The organism is Kordia zhangzhouensis (assembly GCF_001005305.1).
Taxonomy (GTDB): Bacteria; Bacteroidota; Bacteroidia; order Flavobacteriales; family Flavobacteriaceae; genus Kordia; species Kordia zhangzhouensis.
Window position 1 is genome coordinate 23,050 of sequence record NZ_LBMH01000004.1, and the last position, 24,746, is coordinate 47,795.

Genomic DNA, 24,746 nt, shown 5'->3' on the forward strand with positions numbered 1-24,746 from the left:
AAAAATTATGGCACGTATTGTTGCAATAGATTATGGTAAAAAACGTACTGGAATTGCAGTTACAGACGAAATGCAACTCATTGCATCTGGCTTAACAACTGTGCGTACACATGATTTGATTCAATTTTTAAAAGACTATGTTGCCAATGAAAATGTTGAATTATTTTTAGTTGGTGAGCCAAAACAAATGAACAATGAAGCTTCAGAAAGTGAAGTGTTAATTCAAAAATTTATTCAGTTACTTCAAAAAGCAATTCCTTCAATCCCTATAAAACGAGTTGATGAACGTTTTACATCAAAAATGGCTTTTCAAACAATGATAGATAGTGGATTGAAAAAAAAGCAACGTCAAAATAAAGAGCTGATTGACGAAATAAGTGCTACTATCATTTTACAATCGTATCTATACAAGTGATAAAATGCTGTTTTTAGCTTTAATTATATGCATTTTGTCGAATCTCCAGTTTTAGTAAGTATTCTAAGTTGTATTAAATAAAAAAATTGTAATTTTCTTACATATTATAAATTTCCTACTTATGAATAAAATAGTAACCTTTGTAATTGCTTTGCTTCTAGCGTCTTATGCGTTTTCGCAAACATGCCCTGGTACACTAGCTAATCAAACGACAGCAAGTGAACCTTTTTTTAAAATTGATCAAGGAAATACCAATTGTTCAGATTGGCCTATGACTATTACGATAGATGGTAGTGTTTTTGAACAAACCTCTTGTAATGGAGCTAATTTAGAATATGTATTGGTATCGGGTCCACCTTTGGCCGATCCAAATAACTTTGTGGCAGATTTTGGCTTTGGAGAGTGTACCTATGTCAATGGAACTTTGAGCGGACAAACTCTTTCTACTAATGAACTCGAAACTACTGAAATAAAGATATATCCAAATCCTTCTGAAAAAAGAAATGGTTCTGTGCTATCTTTTGGAAAAAAAGTTTCAGGAACAGTTTCTATTTATACCATCAACGGATTACGTATAGCGAAGCATGCAGTACATAATGTAAATACTTTTCATATTGAAACGGTTTCTCTAAAACAAGGAATTTATATGGTAAGTGTACAAGTAGAAGATCAAAAACTTACTAAAAAACTTGTTGTCTATTAATATTAAAATCTCTTATAGTGTAGTAATTTCGTAATACTTTGTATTTTTGCAGTCGCAAAATGAAAGAAATATGATTTTACCAATTGTCGCTTTTGGCGATCCAGTGTTACGAAAAGTTGCTACTGACATTACACCAGAATACCCAAACTTAGATACGCTTTTAGAAGATATGTTTGAAACTATGTATAATGCGTATGGTGTTGGTTTGGCGGCTCCTCAAATAGGATTACCAATTCGTTTATTTATTATTGATGCGACTGGTTTTGCCGATGATGAAGAACTGGATGAAGCACAAAGAAAGCAATTAGAAGGCATGAAAAAAGTCTTCATTAATGCAAAAATCGTAGAACGCGATGGAGAACCTTGGGTTTTTAACGAAGGTTGCTTAAGCATTCCAGATGTTCGTGAAGATGTATTTCGTCCTGAAACGATTAAAATTGAGTATTACGATGAGCAATTCAATAAACATGTAGAAGAATTTGATGGTTTGGCTGCACGAGTGATTCAGCATGAATACGATCACATTGAAGGAATTTTATTTACGGATAAACTTTCTGCACTAAAAAGACGTTTATTGAAAGGAAAATTGAGTAATATATCACGTGGACGCATTAAAGTTGATTATAAAATGCGTTTTCCTGAAGCGAAAAAAATACGATAATAACGCTGGTAAATTAACGTTAAAATTGTGTTGTAATTAGGCACAATTTTTATATTTGCCATCCTTAATGAAGAAAATAACTATGAGTTTAGAAAAAATATTAGCTATTTCTGGGAAACCAGGACTTTATGAATTGAAAACACAAACTCGCAACGGTTTTGTTGCAGAATCTTTAGCAGATGGAAAGAAAATCTCTGTAAGTTTGCGACACAATGTAAGTTTATTATCTGAAATTGCAATCTATACGAATACAGAAGAAATGCCGCTTGGAGATGTATTAGAAAAAGTAAAAGAAAAAGAAAGCGGAGCAGCTACTTCAATTAGTCATAAGGATTCGAAAGAAGCTTTAGTTGATTATTTTTCGGAAGTTCTTCCAGATTATGATCAAGATAGAGTGTACCCAAGCGATATTAAAAAAGTAATTCAATGGTATAATCTATTGCATTCTAAAGGAATTACTGAGTTTACTTCAGCAAGTTCTTCTGAAGAAGAATAAATAGCACGAATTACCAAAGTTTAGTCAAAAAAAATCCAGCTTTCGCTGGATTTTTTAGTTTAAAAAAGATCAAATTAATACTTTTTGACTACTGATTGTGCAGAAGCATTAATCGCGTCTGTATATTTTTTGTCAGCGCCTTCTTCAACCATTCCTATAAACATGATACAAGTATTAGCATCATATTCTATACAATAAATAGTATTGTTCAATGTAACGCCTTCGGCTTCGCTAGTTCCATTCATATATAAAACTTTAACGCCATTGATTTCTTTTTCTCCTTTGCTAGTTACATTGAATTTATTAGACATGTCTGTGTCCATTTTTTTCTTAGAATCTGCATAAGTTTCAGGAATCATCATTGCCATTACTACAGCTTTTGGATTTTCAGAAACATAAGTGTTTTGAGTTACTGCCATAAATAATTCCTCATCTACAGTCATATCTACTTTTTTAGACATGAGTTCCATAGCTCTAGCAGCTTTTTGCTTATCTACTTCTGCTTGTTCTGTTTGTGCTTGCGCATTGAATCCGATAAATAGAATACACAGAGCGAATAGTGTTTTTTTCATTGTTATTTTATGTTTTATAATTTCAAATGTACGGAATAGTTTTTACTACAAACTTAATTCCGTAATTATATTGTATCATGTAAGACATAAAGCATGCCATATTTTGCAAAATAACACATAGACGCTTATTCGTACTATATGAAAAGTCTAACTATTTACTAGGAATGATTTGATTTGAATAATACGGATGTATTACCTTTTTTATTTTGAACCTGTATCCCAATCGGTTTTGTTCACTAGTAATTATCCGGAAAAATAGTAGTATTATTGATCTAGCAAACGCCTGTGGTAATTAATTTGTCCAATATGATAACTCAAATGCCAAAATAGATGTAATAGCATATGTCCGATGGTAACTATTTCGCCATTTTTTTCTATTGGATAGTTTTTGGCGAGATCTTCTTCTTGTAATTGGGTTAATGAAGAAACAACAGTTTTTTGTACAGTTTTAATTTCCGTAAGTAATGTAGCTTTAGGTGTATTTTTTGTGTCAAATTCTGCTTCGCGGTGACGAACATAATCGGTATTTCCTATATATTTTCCAATAAAATGATGTAAGTTTCCAATTAAATGAAGGCATAAATTGCCTCCTGAATTTGAAATATGATCGGCAAGTTTCCATAAAGAATCTTCTTCTATGTACGAATCAATTTCTGTATATAATCGGTCAAGTTCTCTTTTGTATAATTCGGTAATGGTTGTTTTCATGGTGTTTTTTTATGTAGTTAAAAGTACAAAGATTGTCTACATTCTACAATGAAAAGTAGGAGAGATTGCCGTTAAAATTAGTAGTTTTGTGCTTCTCATAAATTACATATATGAATTCTAGACAAGTACAATTGGCTGCCTTTGATCGCTTACTAACTATAATGAATGAACTTCGAGAGCAATGTCCGTGGGACAAGAAGCAAACAATGCAAAGTTTACGTCATTTAACTATTGAGGAAACTTATGAGCTTGGCGATGCGATTTTAGATAATGACTTGGAAGAAGTTAAAAAAGAGTTGGGAGATGTGTTGTTACACATCGTATTTTACGCAAAAATAGGAAGCGAAACTAATGCTTTTGATATTGCTGATGTCGCAAATGAAATCTGTGAAAAATTAATTGCACGCCATCCGCATATTTATGGAGATGTTAAAGTGAAAGATGAAGAAGAAGTGAAGCGCAATTGGGAGAATTTAAAATTAAAGGAAGGAAAAAAATCAGTATTAGAAGGCGTGCCTAGAAGTTTGCCGGCATTGGTAAAAGCCAACAGAATTCAAGATAAAGTAGCAGGTGTTGGTTTTGATTGGGAAGAGCCACAACAGGTTTGGGAGAAGTTGCAAGAAGAGTTGTCTGAGTTTCAAGAGGAAGTGGCTAAAGGAGATCGTGATGCAATGGAATCTGAGTTTGGAGATGTATTATTTTCTATGATTAATTATGCGCGATTTTTAAAAATTAATCCTGAAAATGCATTAGAGCGAACCAATAAAAAGTTTATCAAACGCTTTCAATATTTAGAAACAAAAGCAGCAGAACTTAATAAAAAGCTAGCCGATATGACTTTGGCAGAAATGGATGTTTTTTGGGAAGAAGCAAAACAATTATAATAATTTGATAATTACTGTTGCGTCTTAAAAATAAAAAACCGTTTCAATTTGAAACGGTTTTTATATATAAATTATATTCATTTTACAATGAACGAAGCTGGTTAAGTTTGGCTTTCCATGTATCCAGCGCTCTTTTTTGTCGTTTGATATCTTGATGTACTTTCTTAATCATAGGATTATCTGCAGACGCATCAGAGAAGAACTGTAAGTTGTTTTCTAACTGGCGAATTTCTCCTGATATTTCATCAATTTTTCGTCTTATAAAAATACGTTCAGAGTTAATCTTTGATTCATCTAAATTTTCTAAACGATTACTGTATTTGATTAATTCAGACTCTTGCTTATCAATATTTAGTTGTTTAAATAAATCATCAATTACTTTATTAAACTTAGTGTCAATATTTTTCTTATTGTAGGGAACTCTGCCAATAGCTTTCCAATCTGCAATTTTTTCTTTGATGTTTTCAATATCTTTTTCTGCATCACCAGATAATGTATAGGATAGCATGGTTTCCAAAAAGGCTTCTTTTTTCTCAAGAGCAACTTTTTCTTCAGCACTAGCGGCATTTTTTTGAGCGTGTAAACGGTCAAAATAGTGATTGCAAGCATCCTTGAACTGTTTCCAGATTTTATCGGATATCTTTTTAGGAACGTGTCCTATTTTTTTCCAATCAGACTGTACTTTTTTCATTTTAGGAGTTACATCATTCCAATCTTCACTATCCTTCAATGATTCAGCAAGTTCAATAAGTGCTAGTTTTTTAGCTAAATTTTCTTGTTGTTCTTTCTTTAAAGATTTGTAAAAAGCATTTTTATTAGCGTTAAACTCACGTACAGCTTGTTTAAATTTAGCCCACGTTTCTTCATTGACTTTTAGAGGAACTTTTCCTGCGTTGAAAAAAGCTTCTCGTAACTTTTCTACATCTTTAATTTTGTTTTGCCATTGATTGTGGACTTTAAAATTTCCAGTAGCAATATCTTTGATTTTAGCAATGATTTCTTCTTTAACGACTAAATTTTGCTCGTAAATCTGATCAATATTTTTAAAGTATTCTTGGCGTTTGTCGTGAATGATTTTAGTTACTTCACTAAATTCATTCCAAATATCTTCACGTAGTTCTTTAGCAACAGGACCAACATCTTCCTTCCACAATCTGTGTAAATTTTGCAATTCACGAAATGCATGGATTACATTCTCTTCATTTGCTAATTCTTTTGCGCGTGCTACAATTTTTTGTTTTTCTTCGTAATTGCGTTTAAAATCCAAATCACGTAAGTCTCTATTCAAGTGTAAAAAATCGTAAAAACGCTCTACGTGATGATGATACGTTCGCCAAACATTATTGTATTGAGCTTTTGGAATAGCGCCAGCATTACGCCAAGCTTCTTGGATTTGTTTAAATTGTTTGTAGGTCGTGTTAATATTTTCTTCTATATTCAACAACCCTTTTAGTTCTTCAATTAAAGCTAAACGTCTATCTAAATTTGCGTTGAGATCTTTTTCAAGATTTTTATAATATTCTGAACGCTTACTACGATATTCGTTATACATCACATTGAAGCGACCTTTTACAGGCAATGAAAATTGAAAGTCAATACTATTACCACCATCCGCCAAAAACTCTTCTTTTCGCTGTTCTAGCACTTCATTGTATTTTTCTTTAAATTCAGATTTTATGCCTTCCACATGTTCTCTAATGGCTTGTACCTTTTCATTCTTGACGAGTTTTTCCAATTCGTCTACTAAGGCTTCCATGCTCATTGAATGATAATCTAACAAAGGAATTTCATGTCGTTCGTTTGCACTTTCGTCTTCAGCATCTTCGGCAACACTTTCGTGAACTTCATTTACTGCATCTTTATGCTCTTCTTTAGTTTGTTCAGAATCTTCTACTTCATCGTCAGAAGTTTGATTTACTGATTGAGTGTTACTGATATCTGTATCAACTGCTGTTGAATGGTTATTTTCTGTGTCAGCAACAGGATTCGTGTTTTCAGTAGCAGATTGCTTTTCTAAATTTCCATCTGCATTTTGCAGGTTATCATCTTTTTCTTCTAACATCTTCAAATGTTTAGGTTCGTCGTAAGCTTTAAAGTCCCAAGATACTAACAACAAACAAAATGACAAAGTTTTACTGAAGAGAAACTGCGAGAATTGCTCTAAAAAATCAGACTTTTTTTAAGAATTCCAGATTTTCCAAGCTTTTTCGGCTTGATATTCTAACATTTTATACCCATTTACAATTTGTGCTCCTTGTAAACGACCGAGTTTGAGAAAAGTAGTTTCTGACGGATTATAGATTAGATCGAACAGCAAGAAATCCTTTGAAACATATTTGTAAGGAATATCAGGACAATCGTCAATTTTTGGAAAAGTACCTAATGGCGTACAATTCACAATTACAGGATGTGATTTCATTATTTTTTCACTTAAATCCTGATAGGATATTGTTTGCGTGTTTTTGGGTTTTCGAGATACGTATTGATAATCAATACCAAGTTCTTCAAAAACAAATGCTATCGCCTTAGAAGCACCACCAGTCCCTAAAATTAGTGCTTTCGTATGGTGTTTTTCTAAATAGGGCTTAATGGATTTTTTAAAGCCATAACAGTCAGTGTTGTAGCCTTTTAGAGAACCGTCTTTTTTAATTTTGATAGTGTTGACAGCACCAATTTTTTTCGCTTTTTTATGAAGATTGTCCAGATAGGGTATCACTGCTTCTTTGTAAGGAATTGTAACGTTCATTCCTTTGAGATTTGAATATTCAGAGATGAGTTGAGGAAATTTTTCAATACTAGGAATATCAAAATTGGTATAAAAATGGTCGTCCCGATTTAACTTCTTGAATTTATCTGAAAAATATCCACGAGAAAACGAATACGCAATGTGTTTACCGAGTAGTCCAAAAAGTGTTTTATACGTTTTGAGTTCGTTTTCCATACCAATCTAAAGCTAATACAATTAAAATTCCGATACAAATAAAGAAGATTGCAATCCACGTTTCGCTTGAAGCAATATTAGGGAGCATTCGCTCATAGTTCTGAATGATCATTTTTCCGTTAGAATCTAATAAATGAATGCCAGTATCATCTGTTTTGTAGATGGTTTCTTTCCAGGGCCATACAACACCTAGAGAACCCGAAATAAAACCAATAATAACTGCCGTAGTAATATGCTTGTAGTGCTTTAAAACATAATTCAACAGATGTGATAGTGTAACTAATCCTACAGCAGAACCTGCGGTAAAAACACCGAGAATTTTTAGTTCACGAATACGCTCAGGGTTGTTTGTAAATTCAAAGTTCCCTTTTAACATATCTGCCATTGTATCGTACAAAGCATTAACAGAGTCTACCAATAACAGTACATAATTTCCTAAAAGGATAAGAATAAATGAGCCTGAAAGCCCGGGAAGCGTCATTCCAGAAACGCTAATAATTCCACAAATGAATACAAAGCCTAGATGGTCATTTTCTTTGGCAGGATTCATTAAGCTAATAGCAATTCCGCAGAATGCGCCTATAAGCAAGCTTATTATTGTTGCTTGATTCCAGTGTTTAAAATCTTTTGAGATATAATAGATTGAACCTAGAATCATTCCAAAAAAAGCAGACCAAACATAGAGTTCGTAATGTTGAATAAAGTAATCGAGTATTTTGGAAACGCTAAAATAGCTGATTAACATTCCGAGAATAAGCAATCCTAAAAATCGCCCGTTAATGTATTCGAAAAAGCTTTTAAAACGTCCGTTGAATAGCAGTTTGAATGCTTTTCCATTGATGCGTTGTAATGAAAAGATAAATTCTTCGTAAAATCCTACAACAAACGCTACAACACCGCCAGAAACTCCAGGTACTTTATTGGCAGCACCCATTGCTAAGCCTTTTATAACTAGCAATATTTTGTCTTTCAGTGTGCGCGTGTTTTCCATAAAGGTTAGGAATGTTTTTTGTTTTTGCTAGAAGCAAATTTTTCCATTATAAAAATAGTTAGAAATCCCACAATCATCAATACTATTGCAAAAAGGATTTGAGGTTCTATCTGATTGACAGTCTCAAATGTATTTGGGAGGACACTTTTTCCATACACGTTTACTTCTTGTCCGTGCGAATCGATACGAGTTCCTGTGATTATTTTCCAGGGCCAAATTTTATTGAGAGAACCTAAAATGAAACCTGTTAATAGGGCAAGTGTCAAGTTTTTATAATGGCTAAATAACCATTTCAATAATTTGGAAAAAGATAACAATCCAATCACGGCACCTACTGCAAAAATAGCAATGGTTTTTATATCTCTATTGTTAATAGCCGACAGTACGGGTTCATATGCACCCAAAAGAACTAAAATAAAAGCTCCTGAAATACCAGGAAGAATCATGGCACAAATGGCTAATGCACCAGCAATAAAAACAAACCAAGATGCCTGTATACTTTCATCTCCACTTGGTAAAATAGTAATGTAATAGGCGAGAACTGTGCCTAGTAAAAAAACGAGAATTGTTTTCCAATTCCAATTTTCTATTTGTTTGCCAATAAAGAGAATACTAGCGATTACTAATCCAAAGAAAAAAGACCATAAAAGTACTGGTTCGTCATTAAGTAATGATTTAATGATTTTGGCTAATGATAAAATACTGATACCAATACCAAGAAGTAGTGCAAGTAAAAAGTTACCATTAAGTTGTGCCCACGCAGCTTTAATTCCTTTGTTTTTAAATGTTTTAAAAAGATCTAGATTGATGTTATTGATTGAGGTAATCAATTCTTCATAAATGCCAGAAATAAAAGCAATGGTTCCACCAGAAACACCAGGAACAACATCTGCAGCGCCCATTGCAATTCCTTTGAAGGTAATAATCAAATAATCGAATAGGTTTCTATTCATTTGTAGCTAATTTAATTTAATAGTCAAACACAAATGTAAATGTATTTGCGTTTGGAAAGCTACGCAAAAGTATGGAATTTTATGTGGACGATTTTTTAAATTCTGAAATAATATTTTTTACAGAAATTCGTGTAAATACAGATGGAAATAATTTTTGAAATTGTAAGTGTTGGGTAAAATTATTTCGCAATGCATTTTTTAAATGAAATGTACCTTTATTTTGTTCTCCAAGTGTAAAATACATACCTGCTAGTCGGTATTCAATCTTTGAATTGTCAGGATAAAATTCTAGTGCTTGTAACAGTACATGAATGCTGTTATTGTACTCTCCTAATAGTTTCAAGATGTCTGCCCAAGAAATCCACGTGCTAAGTTCATAATTTCCTAACTCAACTGTTTTTTGGTAGGCAATATCAGCCTCTTCATAGAGTTGTAAAGATTTATGAATTTCGGCACTTCGTTTCCAATAGGAAACATTTTCAGTATCTATATTAATAGCTTTGTTAATGTAGTACAATGCTTTTTGATAGTTTTCCTGGCGCATATAAAAATCAGTAATTGCTGTCCAGCCCTTATCTAATAAAGGGTCTTCGTGTACAGTTTTGTAGTAAAATTTGACAGCAAGTTCTTTTTGGCCTAATTTTTCATAGCATTTTCCGATACGCAAATATGCAAATGATGTTGGGTCATCAAGTTCAAGAGTAATTTGATAATTATAGATAGCTTCTTCGTAGTCACCTAATTTTTCAAGAACTTTTCCTTTTTCAATATATGCACCAATAAATCGATCGTCTGCAATAATTGCAAAGTCAAAAGCGGTTAATGCTTCAGGGAACATTTTTTTAGCATAATATTGTTTTCCGAGTTGATGCCAAGCTACTTCCGAATACGGGTTTTTATCAATATATTCATTCAAATAACTAATAGCTCCATCGATATCTTCTAAAAATTCAAAACAATAAATGATATTGTAAAGTGAAGAATAATCATCAATGTCGAGCTCCAAACATTTCATAAAATAACGTTTGGCTTCTTTAAAATCATCAATAAAAAGATATTCCATTCCTATTAACGAGTTTACATCTGCCAAATCATCACTATATTCTAAAGCAGTTTTTAGGAGTTCAATCGCTTTGTAATGTTCGTCTCTTTTAGAGTAGATATTTGCTTTTTGTATGTAAATTTCTGCATTTGAAGTTTCTAATAAATACAGATTATCCAACAACTTTTCTGCTTCATCCAATTTATTTTCAAATACCATTAGTTCAATCTCCATGAGTTTTAAATTCACAGAACTTGGATGTTGTTCTAGGCTAATTTTAATTGCTTTTTTGGCAAGAGCAACTTTTCCAGAATCAAGGTAATGATGAATGATATCTTCAAATTCGGCAGAATCAAAAAAGAAAACATTATTTGTTTTCAGCATAGATTCAAACCTTGAAAGGGCAAAATTTTCATCTTCATTAGAGCTAAATAGCATAGGCAATACGTGCTTTTAGATTTCTATAACATTAAATGTAGTTGATGTTCTTGTTGATTTGAGAGTAATTCTCTAATTGTTTTCAACAAAATAATCAACAACGTTTTCTTATTGATGGTTACAATGATTATTTAAGGCTGGTGTGTATAAACGAATAATTGTTCAATTTAGTCTCTTATATTTCGTAAAACTTTCATAATTATAGCGCACCCTTGTTTTATTTCTTCTTCAGAAATGGTTAAAGGTGGAGTAATTCGTACTGCGCGCGGTTCAAACAGCAACCAAAACAAAATAAGACCTTCATCTAAACAGTTTAAAATAATTTGATTGGCAATGTCAGCATTTTTTACAATTAGAGATAGCATTAGTCCTTTTCCTCTAATTTCTTCAATGTGCTTGTGTTGCAATAATTCTCTAAAAAGTTTTTCTTTTTCAAGTGCTTGCATCATTAGGTCGCTATCAGTAATTTCTGTAAGCGTAGCCAAACTTGCGGCGGCAATCACTGGATGACCACCAAATGTAGTAATATGCCCTAGTTTAGGTTGATCATAAAGAGAGTCCATAATTTCCGCAGAAGCAGTAAATGCTCCAACAGGCATTCCGCCACCCATACCTTTTCCCATGACTAATATATCGGGAACTACATTGTAATGCTGGAAACCAAACAATTTTCCTGTGCGACCAAAACCAGGTTGTATTTCGTCCAAAATTAATAAGGCTCCGACTTCTTCACAACGTCTTTTTACCTTCGTCAAATAATTATTTGTAGGAACAATAAAACCAGCGCCGCCTTGTATTGTTTCTAAAACTACACCGGCTGTTTTGGTAGTAATGTTGTTCAAATCATCTTCATTATTAAACTCTATGAAGTTAATGTTTGGAAGCAGTGGGCGGAATGGTCCTTTACGTTCTTCGAATCCCATGATACTCATCGCACCTTGTGTATTTCCGTGGTAAGCGCGTTTGGCAGCAATAATCTCAGACCTTCCTGTGAAACGTTTGGCAAGTTTCATAGCGCCTTCAATGGCTTCAGTTCCTGAATTAGTAAGATATGTTTTTTCTAAAGGTTTAGGTAGTTGAGAAGCTAGCAATTTGGTAAAATCTACTGCAGTTTTTTGTACATATTCTCCATACACCATTACGTGTAAGTATTGATCAAGTTGTTCTTTGATAGCGTTAACAACTCTCGGGTGTTTATGACCTAAGCTACATGCAGAAACGCCTGCTACAAAATCCAAATATGCTTTTTGATTGGTATCATAAATATAACTTCCTTCAGCATGCGATATTTCCATAGCGAGTGGATGAGGACTTGTTTGGGCTTGATATGTAAAAAAGTCTTTTTTCATTTATAAAATGATGCTTTTAGAAAATAAAAGCAAAGATACAAAGTAAATTACTGCGAAGTATTTGTTTTAGTGCTTAGTTTCTGTCTACAGAAAAAAGAGAGGTTTGACAAAAAAAAGGAATACTGACAACTCAGTATTCCTTTTTTCTTATTGTTTTATACGTTGTTTTTAAAGAGGGACGCTACCACCATCTCCATCATTGCAGTTGGTAGGAATAAATTTGGAGAAATAGTTAGTTTCGCCGCATGAATTCGTGGCTTTTACTTGTACTGTAAATCCATTGGGGTCATTTACAGGTTCTACTGAAATTGTATCAGAGCTTCCTACATAAGTATTATCGTTTGCTAAAGCAGGAAAATTAATTGTTCCTCTAGAGATACTCCATTCGTATGTTTCAGCGCCAAGAATTTTTGCAGTTATAGTACTTCCAACACATGTAAATACAGGTTCATGGATGAGGTCTGTAGGAAGTAACGGCTTTCCAATCCATATTTCTTTTGTTGTGATAAGTCCGTTCATATCGGTGCGTATCCAAGCTTCGTCGGATGTGCTGGAATCTAGTGCTTGTACCGTAATAGATATGTTTGAACTTGAAATAATTTGTAGATTACTTGAAACCGACCAAGAAGGAGCTGTTGGGACAAAAGTATCAAGATTATACGTAACGCTTCTATTATCACAAATAATAGAAGTTCCATTAATTTCAGGATGATCGTACATTTTACTAACAGTCTCTAGATCTCCTTCAGATAATGAGCTTCTATTGGCAAGAAAAGTACTTCCGTCTAACTTGACAATAGTTGGCAGTCCATTGCTGCTATAGTCAAAAGAGCCATTCATCATAATTGAGTTAAAATCAAAAGGACCAAATTGAAACCCATTGATATTGTCATCAGCATACGTATTAAAATGAGAGGTTTCTTCATTTACTATATTTTCCCAATTGATTAGAATGGCACTGTCTCTGTCTGTTCGTTGTATTTCATGAATGAGCCCAAGTGAGTGACCAATTTCATGAATTATATTTCCTGTATTGCAACTTGAAGCGACAAAAATATATTGTCGTCCACCAACCATTCCTAAAAAAGAACTACATCCACGACCAACAGTAAACATGACGTAGTTGGTTTCAGAAGTTCTTTCTACAAATCGAATTGAAGGAACATTTGCTTCCCAATGGGCAATAGCGTCTGTAATTCGTGTTTGATCTGGAATGTTTCGAGCAATTGTATAATAAATTATACCATCTGGCCAGCGTTTTGCTAAGTCGTTACTACCTGCTCGTTCAGCTAGATTTGGGTTGTTTAACTTTGCTACTTGATCTTCTGATAGAATCATGTCGTTATTCCATATAAACTTTCCGTCAATGAAATCAACACGAGTAGGATTTGAGGATTTAGAGTTCAAATAGAAAATTTCTCCTTTTTCATGAGGATAGGCTTTTTCGGGGCTTGAAAAAGAGGTTTCTGCATTTTTTTGAATGGACTCGGGCGCTGATATATCATGAGAGCAGCTTACAATTGTAAGACTTAAAGCGCCAAGCATAAGTTTTTTTCGTAACATTTTATTTAGGTTTTTGTTCATTTCAAAATTATGAGGAAAAACCTGTGTTTTTGTATGTGTTTGGATTAAAATGTATATGGGAAAACGTGAAACTTATAAGCGGTAATAGATTGACTTACAGAAGAGCTAATATTTATATTAAATGCGTTACTGTTATTAATTTAATTTTTACAATTTGCAAGGTTTGTAAGGATGTGAACAGCTGGAATAATACACATATACACAAAGTAATTTCTGTGAATATTATAGAAAATATAAAGTGTACGTCTTTAATGTTTCTCTTTTTCAGATTGAGCCGTTAGTTTTTTTGCTTTGAGTTGTTTTTTCTTATCAGGAACAGTGGTTTTAACCGTTGGCTTTACAGGCGTATTATCAGGATCTTTTTCATCTTCTTTTAAAGGATCTATAGGGTTGTTTATACCTCGTATTACTGGTAAAACTATATTATTGTCGTCTTCATCAAAGATGTCATCTTTAGTATACATACGTTCATCACCTCGCCAAATAAAACCACGAAGTTTACGAGCATTTTTAGGTAAGTCTTTATCTGGGTAAATTACACCATCAGGACGTGTAAAAAAGGTAATATCTTCTATTTGATTATTATTCAATGTTAGGTTGATAGCGCTACAGATTGTTTTGTCAATTCCGATAAACTCATTCTTATCATTGTACATAAAATAGACAACTTCTGTATTTTTGATAACATCAACTTCGTATAATTTGTTGTCTCTAAATTTTCCATACAAATTTTGACCTTTTACTTGATTATACCCATCTCCAAGAGTGTCTTTTTTCACAATAAAAGCGTTATTAATTACTTTGAGAGAGTCTAACTTTTCGGTTTCAACATTTGAGATTAGAAAAATAGTATCTCCTGTCATCTGGCTATCTCCGTTCCACATAATTGGACGACGAAGCAATTTTGTTATACCAGATTTGTTGTCGGCAAATAATGAATCGCATTTTCCGCTCATGTCAGTTTTGAAAAACTTGACATTTTTGTAAGCTCTAATAACTCTGTTTTTTTCTGGTCCTGTAACAAGTAAACGATCTCCGTGAATGTACATGGAATCTTCTTCTATCAGACTAATAGCCACAGCACGTTTGGTTATAAAAGCAGAATCTTTGGCTTTAAAAATTTCGCCATAATGCCCTTTCAAGACCATTTTATTAATGGTGTCTGTAATTTTTATGTTGTTTGTTGCAGATGCGAATTCAGTATTTTTTTCAAAATATAAACTGTCACCATTTATAATTCGGTTGTCATAATCAATTCGTGATTCCTTAACAAAATACCCAGTTTCAGAAACTGTATTGTAAAAACCGCGTTTGCAAAATATTGTATATTCTTTTCCTTTAATTGTGGATGGTCCATACATATATGCATGTTTGGAATCTGTGTAATAATCTAATTGGGCAGAATTGACTGTATATTCAGGATTGTTAATTTGTACATTTTTTAGGAACTGATATTTATTTTTTTCCATAAAATAACGTCCTTCGATACTGGTTAATGTACTTGCACTATCTTTTACAACTCCTTTTGTGTTAAAATAGGCTTCTTGTGCGTTTCTATCAAAATATAAAGTGTCTGTTGTCAATGTCATGTCTGTATTTTGCAGACGTACATTTCGTTTGGAAACAGCTAGTTTAGTATTGCCATCATACTCAATATATTCGCTAGACATTTCAACAGAATCTCCTTGTTGAATAAATACATTTCCGTATGCTTTTACCCAATTTCTGTCTTGAAACAAAACTGCTCTATCACACCACAAATCCATTCCTTCATGTTCAAAACGCACTTGTCTTGTATCTGTTTTAGAAAATATTTTTGCGCCAGGGTATTTATTTTCGTTCACAGTTAAATCACCACCATATACTATTTTGATAATGGTCTTTTGGCTATTAGTAGGCTGTGTTTGCGAAAATACAATCTGTGTAAAAAAAAGTAAGACAATTAATTTCTTCATAAAAGCGTTTCATAATCTAAAAACAATTGCGTCAAAGTAGTTTATAGCAAAGGATGACAATTGTTTAAATTTTCGTTCAAAAATAAACTTTTTTATATGCAATGTTTAGAATTTATGATTTTTTAACTTGTAAATACGACACTCTTTCTTCTAAACCAGTGGATTCCCTCACAATCTACAATTCAATGGAATACAATTTCAAGATGTATATTTAACGAAAACTTAGTATAGTTGTTAATAATTTTCATTTCATTAACTCAATAATAATTGTATTTTTATCGCTTAAAATCCTCAAACAAAAAATGGGCAAAATAATTGCTATTGCAAACCAAAAAGGTGGTGTTGGAAAAACAACCACATCAGTGAATTTAGCCGCGTCTCTAGGCGTACTTGAAAAAAAGGTGTTATTAATTGATGCTGATCCGCAAGCAAATGCTACTTCTGGGTTGGGAATTGATGTTGAAAGTATTGAAAAAGGAACCTACCAATTATTAGAACATACTTTAGAGGCGAAAGATGTTGTGATGGAGACAAGTTCTCCAAATTTAAGTATCATTCCAGCACATATTGATCTAGTAGCGATTGAAATTGAATTGGTCGATAAAGATCAGCGCGAATATATGCTGCGTAAGGCATTAGCATCTGTTAAAGATGAATACGACTATATTTTGATAGATTGTGCGCCATCTTTAGGATTGTTGACATTAAATGCCTTAACAGCTGCTGATGCAGTAATGATTCCGATACAGTGCGAATATTTTGCATTGGAAGGTTTAGGAAAACTATTAAACACGATTAAAAGTGTTCAAAAAATACACAATCCTGCATTAGATATAGAAGGATTGTTACTAACGATGTATGATTCTCGTTTGCGTTTGTCAAACCAAGTGGTAGAAGAAGTACAAAAACATTTTAATGATATGGTATTTTCAACCATTATTCAGCGAAATGTGCGATTAAGTGAAGCTCCAAGTTATGGAGAAAGTATCATTAATTATGATGCAGGTAGCAAAGGAGCTACCAATTATTTAAGCTTGGCACACGAAGTGATCAAGAAAAACAGTGGTAAATAAGATTTATGGCGAAGGCAACAAAAAAGCAAGCATTAGGACGTGGATTATCGGCATTATTAAAAGATCCTGAAAATGATATTACATCGGCTTCAGATAAGAATGCAGATAAAGTTGTTGGAAATATTGTAGAATTAGCAATAGAAACAATTGAGGTAAACCCTTTTCAACCACGAACTAATTTTAATGAAGAATCGTTGCGAGAATTAGCTTCTTCTATCAAAGAGTTAGGAGTTATTCAACCTATTACGGTTCGAAAATTAGGTTTTGATACCTATCAATTGGTTTCTGGAGAACGTCGTTATCGCGCGTCTAAAATGATAGGTTTAGAAACAATTCCAGCATACGTACGTATTGCCAACGATCAAGAGTCACTCGAAATGGCATTAGTTGAAAATATTCAACGTTCAGATCTGGATCCTATTGAAATAGCACTTTCTTATCAACGATTGATTGACGAAATTAACTTGACACAAGAACAAATGAGTCAGCGTGTAGGGAAAAAACGTTCAACCATAGCAAATTATTTACGGTTATTAAAGCTTGATCCAATCATTCAAACCGGAATGCGCGATGGTTTTTTAAGTATGGGACATGGACGTGCTTTAGTAAATGTTGAAAACACAAACGATCAGTTAGAGATTTACGAGGCAATATTATCCAAATCATTGTCAGTTCGTGACACAGAAGCTTTAGTGAAAAACTATAAGAAAGATCACATTATTGAAACTCCTGTCAAAGAGGAAGAAGAAATGCCAAAATACATCAAAAAAGGAATGAAAGAATTCTCAGAATATTTTGGACATAGAGTAGATGTGAAAGTTGGGAAAAATGGTAGAGGAAAAATCACAATTCCTTTCCATTCTGAAGAAGATTTTACACGAATTAAAAAATTGCTTAAGAGTGGGAAATAAGATGCTGTTTATGCTCTGTTTTTTCTGTATTATAGTGCAATTTTCATGGGCACAAAACGAAACAGAACAAACAACCGAAGAAAAAGAGAAAAAAGAAACGGTATTAAAAATTAAAGATACTGTAAATACTGCTGAGAAAAAGGCAATTGATCCATTGTCTCCATCAAAAGCAGCTTTTTATTCTGCTATTTTACCAGGACTAGGACAGGCATACAATAAAAAATATTGGAAAATTCCTATTGTATATGCTGCACTTGGAACAGGAATATATTTTTATGTAGATAATAACAATAAATACAATAGGTATCGTCGTGCCTACAAACGCCGTTTAGCAGGCTTTACTGATGACGAGTTTCAAGGAATCGTAGCAGACAATGATGCGTTAATTGATGCTCAAGAATTTTATCAACGAAATCGAGATTTATCACTTTTACTTACTGTGGTGGCCTATGTGCTAAATATTGTAGATGCTAATGTAGATGCGCATTTACTTCAGTTTAATGTTAGTGACGATTTGTCACTACGCCCACATATAGATCAAAATGCGGTAGATTTTACAAGAAACCTAGGAGTTACACTTAACTTTAAGTTTTAGTTTTTCAAAACAAAATATATATGAATATTGCTTTACTCGGCTATGGTAGAATGGGGAAGGAGATTGAAAAAATTGCCATAGAGAGAGGACACACAATTATACACAAAATTTCTAATGACATTGCGTCGTATGACTTTTCAAATGTTGATATAGCCATCGATTTTAGCATTCCGTCAGCAGCTTTTCAAAATATTACACATTGCTTTCAAAAACAAGTGCCTGTCATTTCTGGTACAACTGGATGGTTGGAAAAATACGATGAAGTTGTTGCTCTCTGTGATAAAATGAAAGGAGCATTTATTTATGCTTCTAACTTTAGTTTGGGAGTCAATATTTTCTTTGAGATGAATGCATATTTGGCTAAAATGATGTCTCAACTGCAAGATTATAAAGTAAGTGTCGAAGAAATTCATCATACAAAAAAGCTTGATGCTCCGAGTGGTACTGCAATTACCTTGGCTGAAGGAGTTATGAAATATACCAATTATGATAGCTGGAAATTAGATAGTACTGAAAAAGAAAACGAAATTCCAATCATAGCAAAGCGAATTCCAGAAGTTCCCGGGACACATGAAATTACGTATAGTTCAACTATTGACACTATCTCTATAAAGCATGAAGCTCATAACCGACAAGGATTCGCATTAGGTGCTGTAGTAGCCGCAGAATGGCTTCAAGGTAAAAATGGCGTATACACGATGAAAGACGTGTTAAACATATAATAAATATCAAATATATTTGCATTCGACTTATATATTTGTAAAAATCAAAAGAAACAACCATGACGTTTACGCAAGGATTTATACTATTTTTCTTATTAGTACAAGTAATTCATTTTCTAGGAACATGGAAACTCTATATAAAAGCAGGTAGAAAAGCGTGGGAAGCTGCAATTCCTGTATATAATGCAGTGGTATTAATGAAGATTATCAATAGACCTAAAGAGTGGTATTGGGTAATCTTATTATTTGTTCCAATCGTAAATTTAATCGTATTCCCAGTACTTTGGGTAGAAACGATTCGAAGTTTTGGTCGTACAGATCGCATGGAAACAATTTTGGTAATTGTAACCTTAGGATTTTACATTTACTACGTAAATTATATGTTGGATGTCTCATATGTACATGAGCGAAGCCTAAAACCAAGAACACCAGCAGGCGAGTGGATAGCTTCAATTTTGTTTGCCGTTGTAGCAGCAACATTAGTACATACGTATGTGATGCAGCCATTCGTGATTCCAACATCTTCCTTAGAAAAAACATTACTAGTAGGTGATTTTCTATTTGTAAGTAAAATACATTATGGAGCGCGTACACCAATGACGGCTGTTGCATTGCCAATGGTTCATGATGCAGTGCCTTTTACAGGGATGAAATCATATCTTAAAGAACCACAATTACCATATTACAGATTTCCTGGTTTTGAAACCATTGAACGAAATGATATTGTAGTGTTTAACTGGCCAGCAGATACGTTGACCGTGATTAATAATCCTAATAGTAAATCAATTTATAAACCTTTAGATAAACGTTCTAATTATGTAAAACGCTGTGTTGGTTTGCCTGGCGATAAGTTAGAAGTTCGTGATGGCTACGTTTACATTGATGGAGTACAAAATGATTTACCAGATCGTGCAAAATTGCAGTTTAGTTATTTAGTACAATCTAAAGGAGCTCCTTTCTCTAAACAATATTTACATGATCGTTATGACATCACTGATGATATATATACAGGTCAAAATAATATATATCAATTTGCAGGGATGACGGAAAAGACTGCAGAAGAATTGAAAAATCATCACAATGTAGCTTCTGTACAAAAGATTCAGTTCCCAAAAGGAGAGCGCGGAGATGTGTTTCCTCATTCTGAGAAATTTGAATGGAATGTGTATCAATACGGACCAATTACCATTCCAGCTAAAGGAATGACTGTACAATTAAATATGGATAATATTCCTTTGTATAAACGTGCTATTGCAGAATATGAAGGGAAAAATTTAACTGTAAAAGACAATCAAATCCAAATCGATGGAAAACCAGTTACTTCTTATACATTTGAGCAAGATTATTATTGGATGATGGGTGACAATAGAGGAAACTCTCAAGACTCTAGAAGTTGGGGATTTGTACCATTTGATCACGTATTAGGAAAACCAGTGTTTATTTGGATGAGTTGGGATACGGATGCTAAAGGTATATTTAATAAAATTCGATGGAATCGATTATTCACTACGGTTAGCGGTAATGGAGAACCAATATCATACTTCAAATACTTTTTATTTGCTCTCGCAGGTTGGTTTGCATTCAACTATTTTAGAAAGAGAAAAAAAGAAGCAAAATAACAAGGGTATAACTAATTTATAGCAGAGTGAATAGCATTGTTCATCCTACATATTTTCCAAGTATTGCGCATTATGTTGTCTTTGCAAATGCGGAGGAGATTGTATTTGAAATGGAAGATAATTTCCAAAAACAAACCTATCGAAATCGAACATATATTTATGGTGCAAACGGAAGCCTCATGTTAAATGTTCCGGTGCGTCATTCTAAAAAAGATAAGCATCAAAAATATAGAGATATTCAAATTGCGAATGAAACAGCTTGGCAACGATTACATTTTAAATCGCTTGAAAGCGCTTATAGAGCATCCCCTTATTTTGAATATTATGAAGACGAGCTACTTCCTCTTTTTAAAAAAAAGTATACTTATTTAATCGATCTGAATTTTGATACGATTGAGATTATCAACGAATGTTTGCAACTAGAAGTAAATACTCAAAAAACACAAAAATATCAATCAATAGTTTCTGATCTAAAAGACTTTAGAGAATTGGTTGATGTAAAAAAAGAAGCTATTCATCAATTTGATGAATATACGCAAGTCTTTGATGCCAAACATGGCTTTCTTCCCAACTTAAGTATATTAGACCTCCTATTCAATGAAGGAACAAATGCTCTTTCTTATTTAGAGCAGCAAACTATCAAATAATGGAATTGCGAGCGTTTGTGCATTATGGATTGCATTTTATCGTTCCTCTATTGGTGGCTGTGTTCTTTTTTCGAAGATCCTGGAAAATGGTTTATGGTATTTTTTTATTAGGAATGTTGATTGATTTAGATCATTTACTTGCGACTCCTATTTTTGATCCGAATCGCTGTAGTATCAATTTTCATCCGTTACATAGCTATTATGCTATTGTAGTGTATTTTACTATGTTATTCTTCCGTAAAACACGACTATTAGCTTTAGGATTGCTATTTCATATACTAGCAGATGCGGCAGATTGCTGGATGATGGCGTTTTGATAAAATTAATGATAACCAAATTACCTCGGAGCAAGCTCGCGAGGTATTCTTAAAATGTACAAAAGCTTAAGAGCCTGAACAATATGTAGGTTCTGTTTGGCAATTTAACTCTGTAAAATTACATTCATTCCCATCATTAGAATAGCAAATACTGGTTTTGCATATCGATTCCAATGTATGTGTGCAACCCCAAGTTTTGCCTCCACCCATAATTTTTATTGGTTTAAGACTAGAAATTTTTTGCCTATTAAGTAATAGCAATTTAGCATTCTCTTTCTTCATAATAAAAAGGTTTTAAAATTAATGTGAGTGCTAAAATATCGTTACAAAATGTTGAATGCAAGAACGGTAGCCGTCGTTTTATAAAACAAATGTTCCTATAAAAGAATATGGAAAATTGCTAAAGAAAAAGGTGTAGTATAAATTTTAATTCCCAAAAAAAATCACTGCAATGAAATCACACTTTGTACAGGGAAATGATCAGAATAGTGTTCCGAAAAGGTTTTGAATTTGTGAACCACGAACGATTGATCCGCTAAAATAAAATCAATTCGCATTGGGAAAAAAGCAAAATCGAGCGTTTTTCCAAAACCTTGTCCAGCTTCTACAAACGCATCTTTCATGTCGCCTTTAATTTTTTTATATACGTTTGAAAATTGTGTATTATTAAAATCTCCCAAAATAATTTCTCTATGATGACTTTGCTTGCGATGTTGTTCAAAAAGTTCAGCTTGTGTTTGCTGCATTTTGAACGTATTTGCCATGCGTTTTAACAAACGCCCCGAATTTTCTTGTGAAAGTTCTTCTTTTTGCGGATTAATACGAAGTGATTCTAAATGTATATTATAAATTCGAATAGTGTCTTTATTCTTAACAATATCTATAAAGATGGCATTGTTTGCTGTATTCGGAAAGTCTAAAGAACCTTTGTGAATGATAGGATATTTTGAAAAAATGGCTTGTCCAGTCTTTTTATTCTTTCCTGTAAGAACCACATATTGATGTGGATAAAAGGAAAAAGCAGGGATTTGTTTTTTGTGGAATTCTTGAAAAGCAATAATGTCTGGAAACTCTGCATGTACAAGATCTACAATTTTTTTGTCTACATGCGATTCCTTAAGCCATTCATAAATGTTAAATAAACGAACATTATAGCTCATTACAGAAATTGAATTTTCAGTAGCTTTAGATGTGTTTTTAGAAAACTTATACAAAGACGTTACATGCGAATAGCCAATAATTAGCACTACAAATGATACTAAAAACTGTCTTCGAACATTTAAAATCCAAAACAGCATGAAGAAAAAATTAATAATAATAAATACCGGGACTAGTAGGCTCAAAACAGACAAAATAGGAAAGCTTTTAGGAACCGCATATGGTAATATATAAGAAAGGAGTAGTAATGCAGCAAACACAGAGTTGAAGAAGAAGATAATTCTACTTAAAAAACTTAACTTTTTCTTCTTCTTTTCTTCGTTCATATGATTAATTATCTTTTCCAGCTTTAAACAAAAAATCCTTTTCAGCTTTGGTCAAACTTTCATAACCAGACTTACTAATTTTATCTAAAATAGCGTCAATTTTTTGCTGTTTTTCCGAAGATGGAGTTGATGCGCTGCTTTTGGTAGTAGTAGAACGTTTTTTCTCCTCTTTTTTGTATACTGTTTTCAAAGGAGATTTCTTTTTTGTTGTAAAAAAAGCGTTCAGTCGATCCCAAAAACGCTCAAAACCTATTCCTATATCATTTCCCTTTTGTAATTGTTTTACAAAAATATAGCCAATTAATAATCCGCCTAGATGCGCAAAATGACCGCCAGCATTGTCATACGGAATGGAAGCAATATATGAAATGACGAGTAAGATGGCCAGTACCCAATATTTTATAGGAAATACACCAAATAAATTCACGATTAAATTTGGAGCATACGTAGCGCCTGCCGCTGTAACTGCCAAAACAGCTGCAGAAGCACCCATTAAAGTAGCTCTGTCGCCCGCAAAAGCAGGTAGTAAATTATAAGCAAGCAAAAATGCCAAAGCGCCTGCAAAAATTCCGTAAACATAAACGGTAATAAATTGTTTTTCAGTAAAAAACATATAAAAAATACGTCCTGTAAAATACAAGCCAATGCAGTTAAAAATTAAATGAAAAAAACCGCCGTGCATGAATGCATAGGTAACGATCGTCCAAGGTTTTACAAGTAATTCACCTAGATCTTTTGGAAGAGCTAAGTAATCGTAAAAAAACGAAACATAATCTTTCGTAAACATATGATAAACGGCACTAAATACAGCTACAATTGCAAAAATGGCAATATTAAGCGCGATCAGTTTTTCATATGCATTGAATCCACGAAACGTAGTTAATATGCGTGTTTTTGAGTCCATCAGTCCCAACGATTTTTGTTAAACTGTGTTTTAGTAAAGTACCACATAAGCAAAAAGCCAAATAAAGCTCCTCCTAAATGAGCGAAATGAGCAATTTTTCCAGCGCCAAATAAACTGAAGCCACCTGCAACTCCGCCAATAAAATCTAACAAAAGTAGTCCGGGAATGAAATACTTTGCCTTAATCGGAATTGGTAAAAATAATAACATCAATTCTGTATTTGGATACATCATTCCAAAAGCGACTAACACGCCATACAATGCGCCTGAAGCACCAAGTGCCGGTACATAATATGATATTCCATTATTATAAACTGCTTGCGCATCTATAATTTTACTTGCGTTAGAATTTAGTATATTATAAAAACCTTCATATGAAGATTGGAAAAGTTCATTTATTTGAGCTATGGAAAATCCGCTTTCTAGTAATAAATTCTGTGCTGTATGAAATTCGTAATAATTCACTAAGGTGTGTATGAGGCCAGCGCCCACTCCAGTAATCATATAAAAACTAAGAAATTTTATTTTTCCCCAACGCATTTCCAATGCAGAACCAAACATCCACAAACTAATCATATTGAATAAAATATGTGCTGGACTCTCTGTTGAGTGCATAAACATACTCGTTACAGGTTGCCAAAACCGAAAGTTTGGATTTTCCGGAAAATGCAACGCAAGTAAAGAAACTAAGTCAATACCTCTTTCTAGTAATATCATAGTGGCAAGCCAAAGAATGACATTAATAATGATTAAATGTTTTACAGTGTCGGTAATTCGCATCAT

The 24,746-nt window shown here is 33.2% G+C and carries 25 protein-coding genes; 12 read left to right on the forward strand and 13 right to left on the reverse strand.

Annotated features, from left to right (window positions below):
* The first annotated feature begins 7 nt into the window (after window positions 1–7).
* The 4 genes from ruvX to AA088_RS06655 all read left to right on the forward strand — a co-directional run bounded on the left by ruvX (window position 8) and on the right by AA088_RS06655 (window position 2,275).
* Complete coding sequence (ruvX, locus tag AA088_RS06640) at window positions 8–415, forward strand: Holliday junction resolvase RuvX (RefSeq protein WP_046744202.1); 408 nt, start codon at window positions 8–10, stop codon at window positions 413–415.
* 121 nt (window positions 416–536) lie between these two features.
* The gene (locus AA088_RS06645) at window positions 537–1,118 is read left to right on the forward strand and encodes a T9SS type A sorting domain-containing protein (RefSeq protein WP_046744203.1); all 582 of its coding nucleotides are present in this window, start codon (window positions 537–539) and stop codon (window positions 1,116–1,118) included.
* Window positions 1,119–1,188: 70 nt separating this feature from the next.
* Window positions 1,189–1,779 carry a peptide deformylase gene (gene def, locus AA088_RS06650; RefSeq protein WP_046744204.1) on the forward strand — a complete coding sequence of 197 codons (591 nt, stop codon included), beginning with the start codon at window positions 1,189–1,191 and terminating at the stop codon, window positions 1,777–1,779.
* An 82-nt stretch (window positions 1,780–1,861) separates the two neighbouring features.
* Window positions 1,862–2,275: a DUF5606 family protein gene (locus AA088_RS06655; RefSeq protein WP_046744205.1), complete on the forward strand. Its 414-nt coding sequence runs from the start codon at window positions 1,862–1,864 to the stop codon at window positions 2,273–2,275.
* A gap of 74 nt (window positions 2,276–2,349) precedes the next feature.
* On the opposite strand, the gene AA088_RS06660 is transcribed toward AA088_RS06655, so the two are convergent.
* Window positions 2,350–2,847, reverse strand: coding sequence for a hypothetical protein (locus AA088_RS06660; protein ID WP_046744206.1), 498 nt, complete (start codon window positions 2,845–2,847; stop codon window positions 2,350–2,352).
* Window positions 2,848–3,111: 264 nt separating this feature from the next.
* Window positions 3,112–3,555, reverse strand: coding sequence for a DinB family protein (locus tag AA088_RS06665; protein ID WP_046744207.1), 444 nt, complete (start codon window positions 3,553–3,555; stop codon window positions 3,112–3,114).
* A gap of 110 nt (window positions 3,556–3,665) precedes the next feature.
* Between AA088_RS06665 and mazG the strand changes: the two genes are divergently transcribed.
* Window positions 3,666–4,439 carry a nucleoside triphosphate pyrophosphohydrolase gene (mazG, locus tag AA088_RS06670; RefSeq protein WP_046744208.1) on the forward strand — a complete coding sequence of 258 codons (774 nt, stop codon included), beginning with the start codon at window positions 3,666–3,668 and terminating at the stop codon, window positions 4,437–4,439.
* A gap of 82 nt (window positions 4,440–4,521) precedes the next feature.
* Here mazG and AA088_RS06675 read toward each other — a convergent pair whose 3' ends face one another.
* From AA088_RS06675 to AA088_RS06710, 8 genes are all read right to left on the reverse strand, one after another.
* Window positions 4,522–6,501, reverse strand: a complete 1,980-nt coding sequence (locus AA088_RS06675) for a DUF349 domain-containing protein (protein ID WP_046744554.1) — start codon at window positions 6,499–6,501, stop codon at window positions 4,522–4,524.
* 117 nt (window positions 6,502–6,618) lie between these two features.
* Entirely contained in the window at window positions 6,619–7,380 is a 762-nt protein-coding gene (locus AA088_RS06680) for a shikimate dehydrogenase family protein (RefSeq protein ID WP_046744209.1), read from the reverse strand.
* Entirely contained in the window at window positions 7,355–8,371 is a 1,017-nt protein-coding gene (locus AA088_RS06685; protein ID WP_046744210.1) for a DUF368 domain-containing protein, read from the reverse strand. The genes AA088_RS06680 and AA088_RS06685 overlap by 26 nt, the downstream gene beginning before the upstream one ends.
* A gap of 5 nt (window positions 8,372–8,376) precedes the next feature.
* Window positions 8,377–9,324: a DUF368 domain-containing protein gene (locus AA088_RS06690; RefSeq protein ID WP_046744211.1), complete on the reverse strand. Its 948-nt coding sequence runs from the start codon at window positions 9,322–9,324 to the stop codon at window positions 8,377–8,379.
* Window positions 9,325–9,403: 79 nt separating this feature from the next.
* On the reverse strand, window positions 9,404–10,804 hold the full coding sequence (locus tag AA088_RS06695) for a tetratricopeptide repeat protein (protein ID WP_046744212.1): 1,401 nt from the start codon (window positions 10,802–10,804) through the stop codon (window positions 9,404–9,406).
* Between the two features lie 167 nt (window positions 10,805–10,971).
* On the reverse strand, window positions 10,972–12,153 hold the full coding sequence (locus AA088_RS06700; protein ID WP_046744213.1) for an aspartate aminotransferase family protein: 1,182 nt from the start codon (window positions 12,151–12,153) through the stop codon (window positions 10,972–10,974).
* 168 nt (window positions 12,154–12,321) lie between these two features.
* A complete protein-coding gene (locus tag AA088_RS17580) occupies window positions 12,322–13,716 on the reverse strand; it encodes a M12 family metallopeptidase (RefSeq protein ID WP_162199673.1) in 1,395 nt (464 codons plus the stop codon).
* Window positions 13,717–13,985: 269 nt separating this feature from the next.
* Window positions 13,986–15,692, reverse strand: coding sequence for an OstA-like protein (locus tag AA088_RS06710; RefSeq protein ID WP_046744214.1), 1,707 nt, complete (start codon window positions 15,690–15,692; stop codon window positions 13,986–13,988).
* Between the two features lie 302 nt (window positions 15,693–15,994).
* On the opposite strand from AA088_RS06710, the gene AA088_RS06715 reads away from it, so the two are divergent.
* The 7 genes from AA088_RS06715 to AA088_RS06745 are packed head-to-tail and all read left to right on the forward strand — an operon-like array spanning window position 15,995 to window position 21,576.
* A complete protein-coding gene (locus tag AA088_RS06715) occupies window positions 15,995–16,765 on the forward strand; it encodes a ParA family protein (protein ID WP_046744215.1) in 771 nt (256 codons plus the stop codon).
* 5 nt (window positions 16,766–16,770) lie between these two features.
* Window positions 16,771–17,676: a ParB/RepB/Spo0J family partition protein gene (locus AA088_RS06720; protein WP_046744216.1), complete on the forward strand. Its 906-nt coding sequence runs from the start codon at window positions 16,771–16,773 to the stop codon at window positions 17,674–17,676.
* On the forward strand, window positions 17,666–18,271 hold the full coding sequence (locus tag AA088_RS06725) for a DUF5683 domain-containing protein (RefSeq protein WP_046744217.1): 606 nt from the start codon (window positions 17,666–17,668) through the stop codon (window positions 18,269–18,271). The genes AA088_RS06720 and AA088_RS06725 overlap by 11 nt, the downstream gene beginning before the upstream one ends.
* 20 nt (window positions 18,272–18,291) lie before the next feature.
* A complete protein-coding gene (dapB, locus tag AA088_RS06730; RefSeq protein ID WP_046744218.1) occupies window positions 18,292–18,993 on the forward strand; it encodes a 4-hydroxy-tetrahydrodipicolinate reductase in 702 nt (233 codons plus the stop codon).
* A 59-nt stretch (window positions 18,994–19,052) separates the two neighbouring features.
* A complete protein-coding gene (lepB, locus tag AA088_RS06735) occupies window positions 19,053–20,612 on the forward strand; it encodes a signal peptidase I (protein ID WP_046744219.1) in 1,560 nt (519 codons plus the stop codon).
* Between the two features lie 26 nt (window positions 20,613–20,638).
* Window positions 20,639–21,259 carry a WbqC family protein gene (locus AA088_RS06740; protein ID WP_046744220.1) on the forward strand — a complete coding sequence of 207 codons (621 nt, stop codon included), beginning with the start codon at window positions 20,639–20,641 and terminating at the stop codon, window positions 21,257–21,259.
* The gene (locus AA088_RS06745; RefSeq protein WP_046744221.1) at window positions 21,259–21,576 is read left to right on the forward strand and encodes a DUF6122 family protein; all 318 of its coding nucleotides are present in this window, start codon (window positions 21,259–21,261) and stop codon (window positions 21,574–21,576) included. The genes AA088_RS06740 and AA088_RS06745 overlap by 1 nt, the downstream gene beginning before the upstream one ends.
* 443 nt (window positions 21,577–22,019) lie before the next feature.
* Here AA088_RS06745 and AA088_RS06755 read toward each other — a convergent pair whose 3' ends face one another.
* The 3 genes from AA088_RS06755 to AA088_RS06765 are packed head-to-tail and all read right to left on the reverse strand — an operon-like array spanning window position 22,020 to window position 24,746.
* Window positions 22,020–23,060 (reverse strand): endonuclease/exonuclease/phosphatase family protein, encoded by a 1,041-nt coding sequence (locus tag AA088_RS06755; RefSeq protein WP_046744223.1) that lies wholly within the window; start codon window positions 23,058–23,060, stop codon window positions 22,020–22,022.
* 4 nt (window positions 23,061–23,064) lie between these two features.
* Window positions 23,065–23,964, reverse strand: a complete 900-nt coding sequence (locus AA088_RS06760; protein WP_046744224.1) for a rhomboid family intramembrane serine protease — start codon at window positions 23,962–23,964, stop codon at window positions 23,065–23,067.
* A complete protein-coding gene (locus AA088_RS06765) occupies window positions 23,964–24,746 on the reverse strand; it encodes a rhomboid family intramembrane serine protease (protein WP_174442402.1) in 783 nt (260 codons plus the stop codon). The genes AA088_RS06760 and AA088_RS06765 overlap by 1 nt, the downstream gene beginning before the upstream one ends.

Excerpts from the sequence above, each read along its gene's own strand:
- ruvX (WP_046744202.1), top strand. The coding sequence starts at position 8 with ATGGCACGTATTGTTGCAATAGATTATGGTAAAAAACGTACTGGAATT.
- AA088_RS06645 (WP_046744203.1), top strand. The coding sequence starts at position 537 with ATGAATAAAATAGTAACCTTTGTAATTGCTTTGCTTCTAGCGTCTTAT.
- def (WP_046744204.1), top strand. The coding sequence starts at position 1,189 with ATGATTTTACCAATTGTCGCTTTTGGCGATCCAGTGTTACGAAAAGTT.
- AA088_RS06655 (WP_046744205.1), top strand. The coding sequence starts at position 1,862 with ATGAGTTTAGAAAAAATATTAGCTATTTCTGGGAAACCAGGACTTTAT.
- AA088_RS06660 (WP_046744206.1), bottom strand. The coding sequence starts at position 2,847 with ATGAAAAAAACACTATTCGCTCTGTGTATTCTATTTATCGGATTCAAT.
- AA088_RS06665 (WP_046744207.1), bottom strand. The coding sequence starts at position 3,555 with ATGAAAACAACCATTACCGAATTATACAAAAGAGAACTTGACCGATTA.
- mazG (WP_046744208.1), top strand. The coding sequence starts at position 3,666 with ATGAATTCTAGACAAGTACAATTGGCTGCCTTTGATCGCTTACTAACT.
- AA088_RS06675 (WP_046744554.1), bottom strand. The coding sequence starts at position 6,501 with ATGTTAGAAGAAAAAGATGATAACCTGCAAAATGCAGATGGAAATTTA.
- AA088_RS06680 (WP_046744209.1), bottom strand. The coding sequence starts at position 7,380 with ATGGAAAACGAACTCAAAACGTATAAAACACTTTTTGGACTACTCGGT.
- AA088_RS06685 (WP_046744210.1), bottom strand. The coding sequence starts at position 8,371 with ATGGAAAACACGCGCACACTGAAAGACAAAATATTGCTAGTTATAAAA.
- AA088_RS06690 (WP_046744211.1), bottom strand. The coding sequence starts at position 9,324 with ATGAATAGAAACCTATTCGATTATTTGATTATTACCTTCAAAGGAATT.
- AA088_RS06695 (WP_046744212.1), bottom strand. The coding sequence starts at position 10,804 with ATGCTATTTAGCTCTAATGAAGATGAAAATTTTGCCCTTTCAAGGTTT.
- AA088_RS06700 (WP_046744213.1), bottom strand. The coding sequence starts at position 12,153 with ATGAAAAAAGACTTTTTTACATATCAAGCCCAAACAAGTCCTCATCCA.
- AA088_RS17580 (WP_162199673.1), bottom strand. The coding sequence starts at position 13,716 with ATGTTACGAAAAAAACTTATGCTTGGCGCTTTAAGTCTTACAATTGTA.
- AA088_RS06710 (WP_046744214.1), bottom strand. The coding sequence starts at position 15,692 with ATGAAGAAATTAATTGTCTTACTTTTTTTTACACAGATTGTATTTTCG.
- AA088_RS06715 (WP_046744215.1), top strand. The coding sequence starts at position 15,995 with ATGGGCAAAATAATTGCTATTGCAAACCAAAAAGGTGGTGTTGGAAAA.
- AA088_RS06720 (WP_046744216.1), top strand. The coding sequence starts at position 16,771 with ATGGCGAAGGCAACAAAAAAGCAAGCATTAGGACGTGGATTATCGGCA.
- dapB (WP_046744218.1), top strand. The coding sequence starts at position 18,292 with ATGAATATTGCTTTACTCGGCTATGGTAGAATGGGGAAGGAGATTGAA.
- lepB (WP_046744219.1), top strand. The coding sequence starts at position 19,053 with ATGACGTTTACGCAAGGATTTATACTATTTTTCTTATTAGTACAAGTA.
- AA088_RS06745 (WP_046744221.1), top strand. The coding sequence starts at position 21,259 with ATGGAATTGCGAGCGTTTGTGCATTATGGATTGCATTTTATCGTTCCT.
- AA088_RS06755 (WP_046744223.1), bottom strand. The coding sequence starts at position 23,060 with ATGAACGAAGAAAAGAAGAAGAAAAAGTTAAGTTTTTTAAGTAGAATT.
- AA088_RS06760 (WP_046744224.1), bottom strand. The coding sequence starts at position 23,964 with ATGGACTCAAAAACACGCATATTAACTACGTTTCGTGGATTCAATGCA.
- AA088_RS06765 (WP_174442402.1), bottom strand. The coding sequence starts at position 24,746 with ATGATGCGAATTACCGACACTGTAAAACATTTAATCATTATTAATGTC.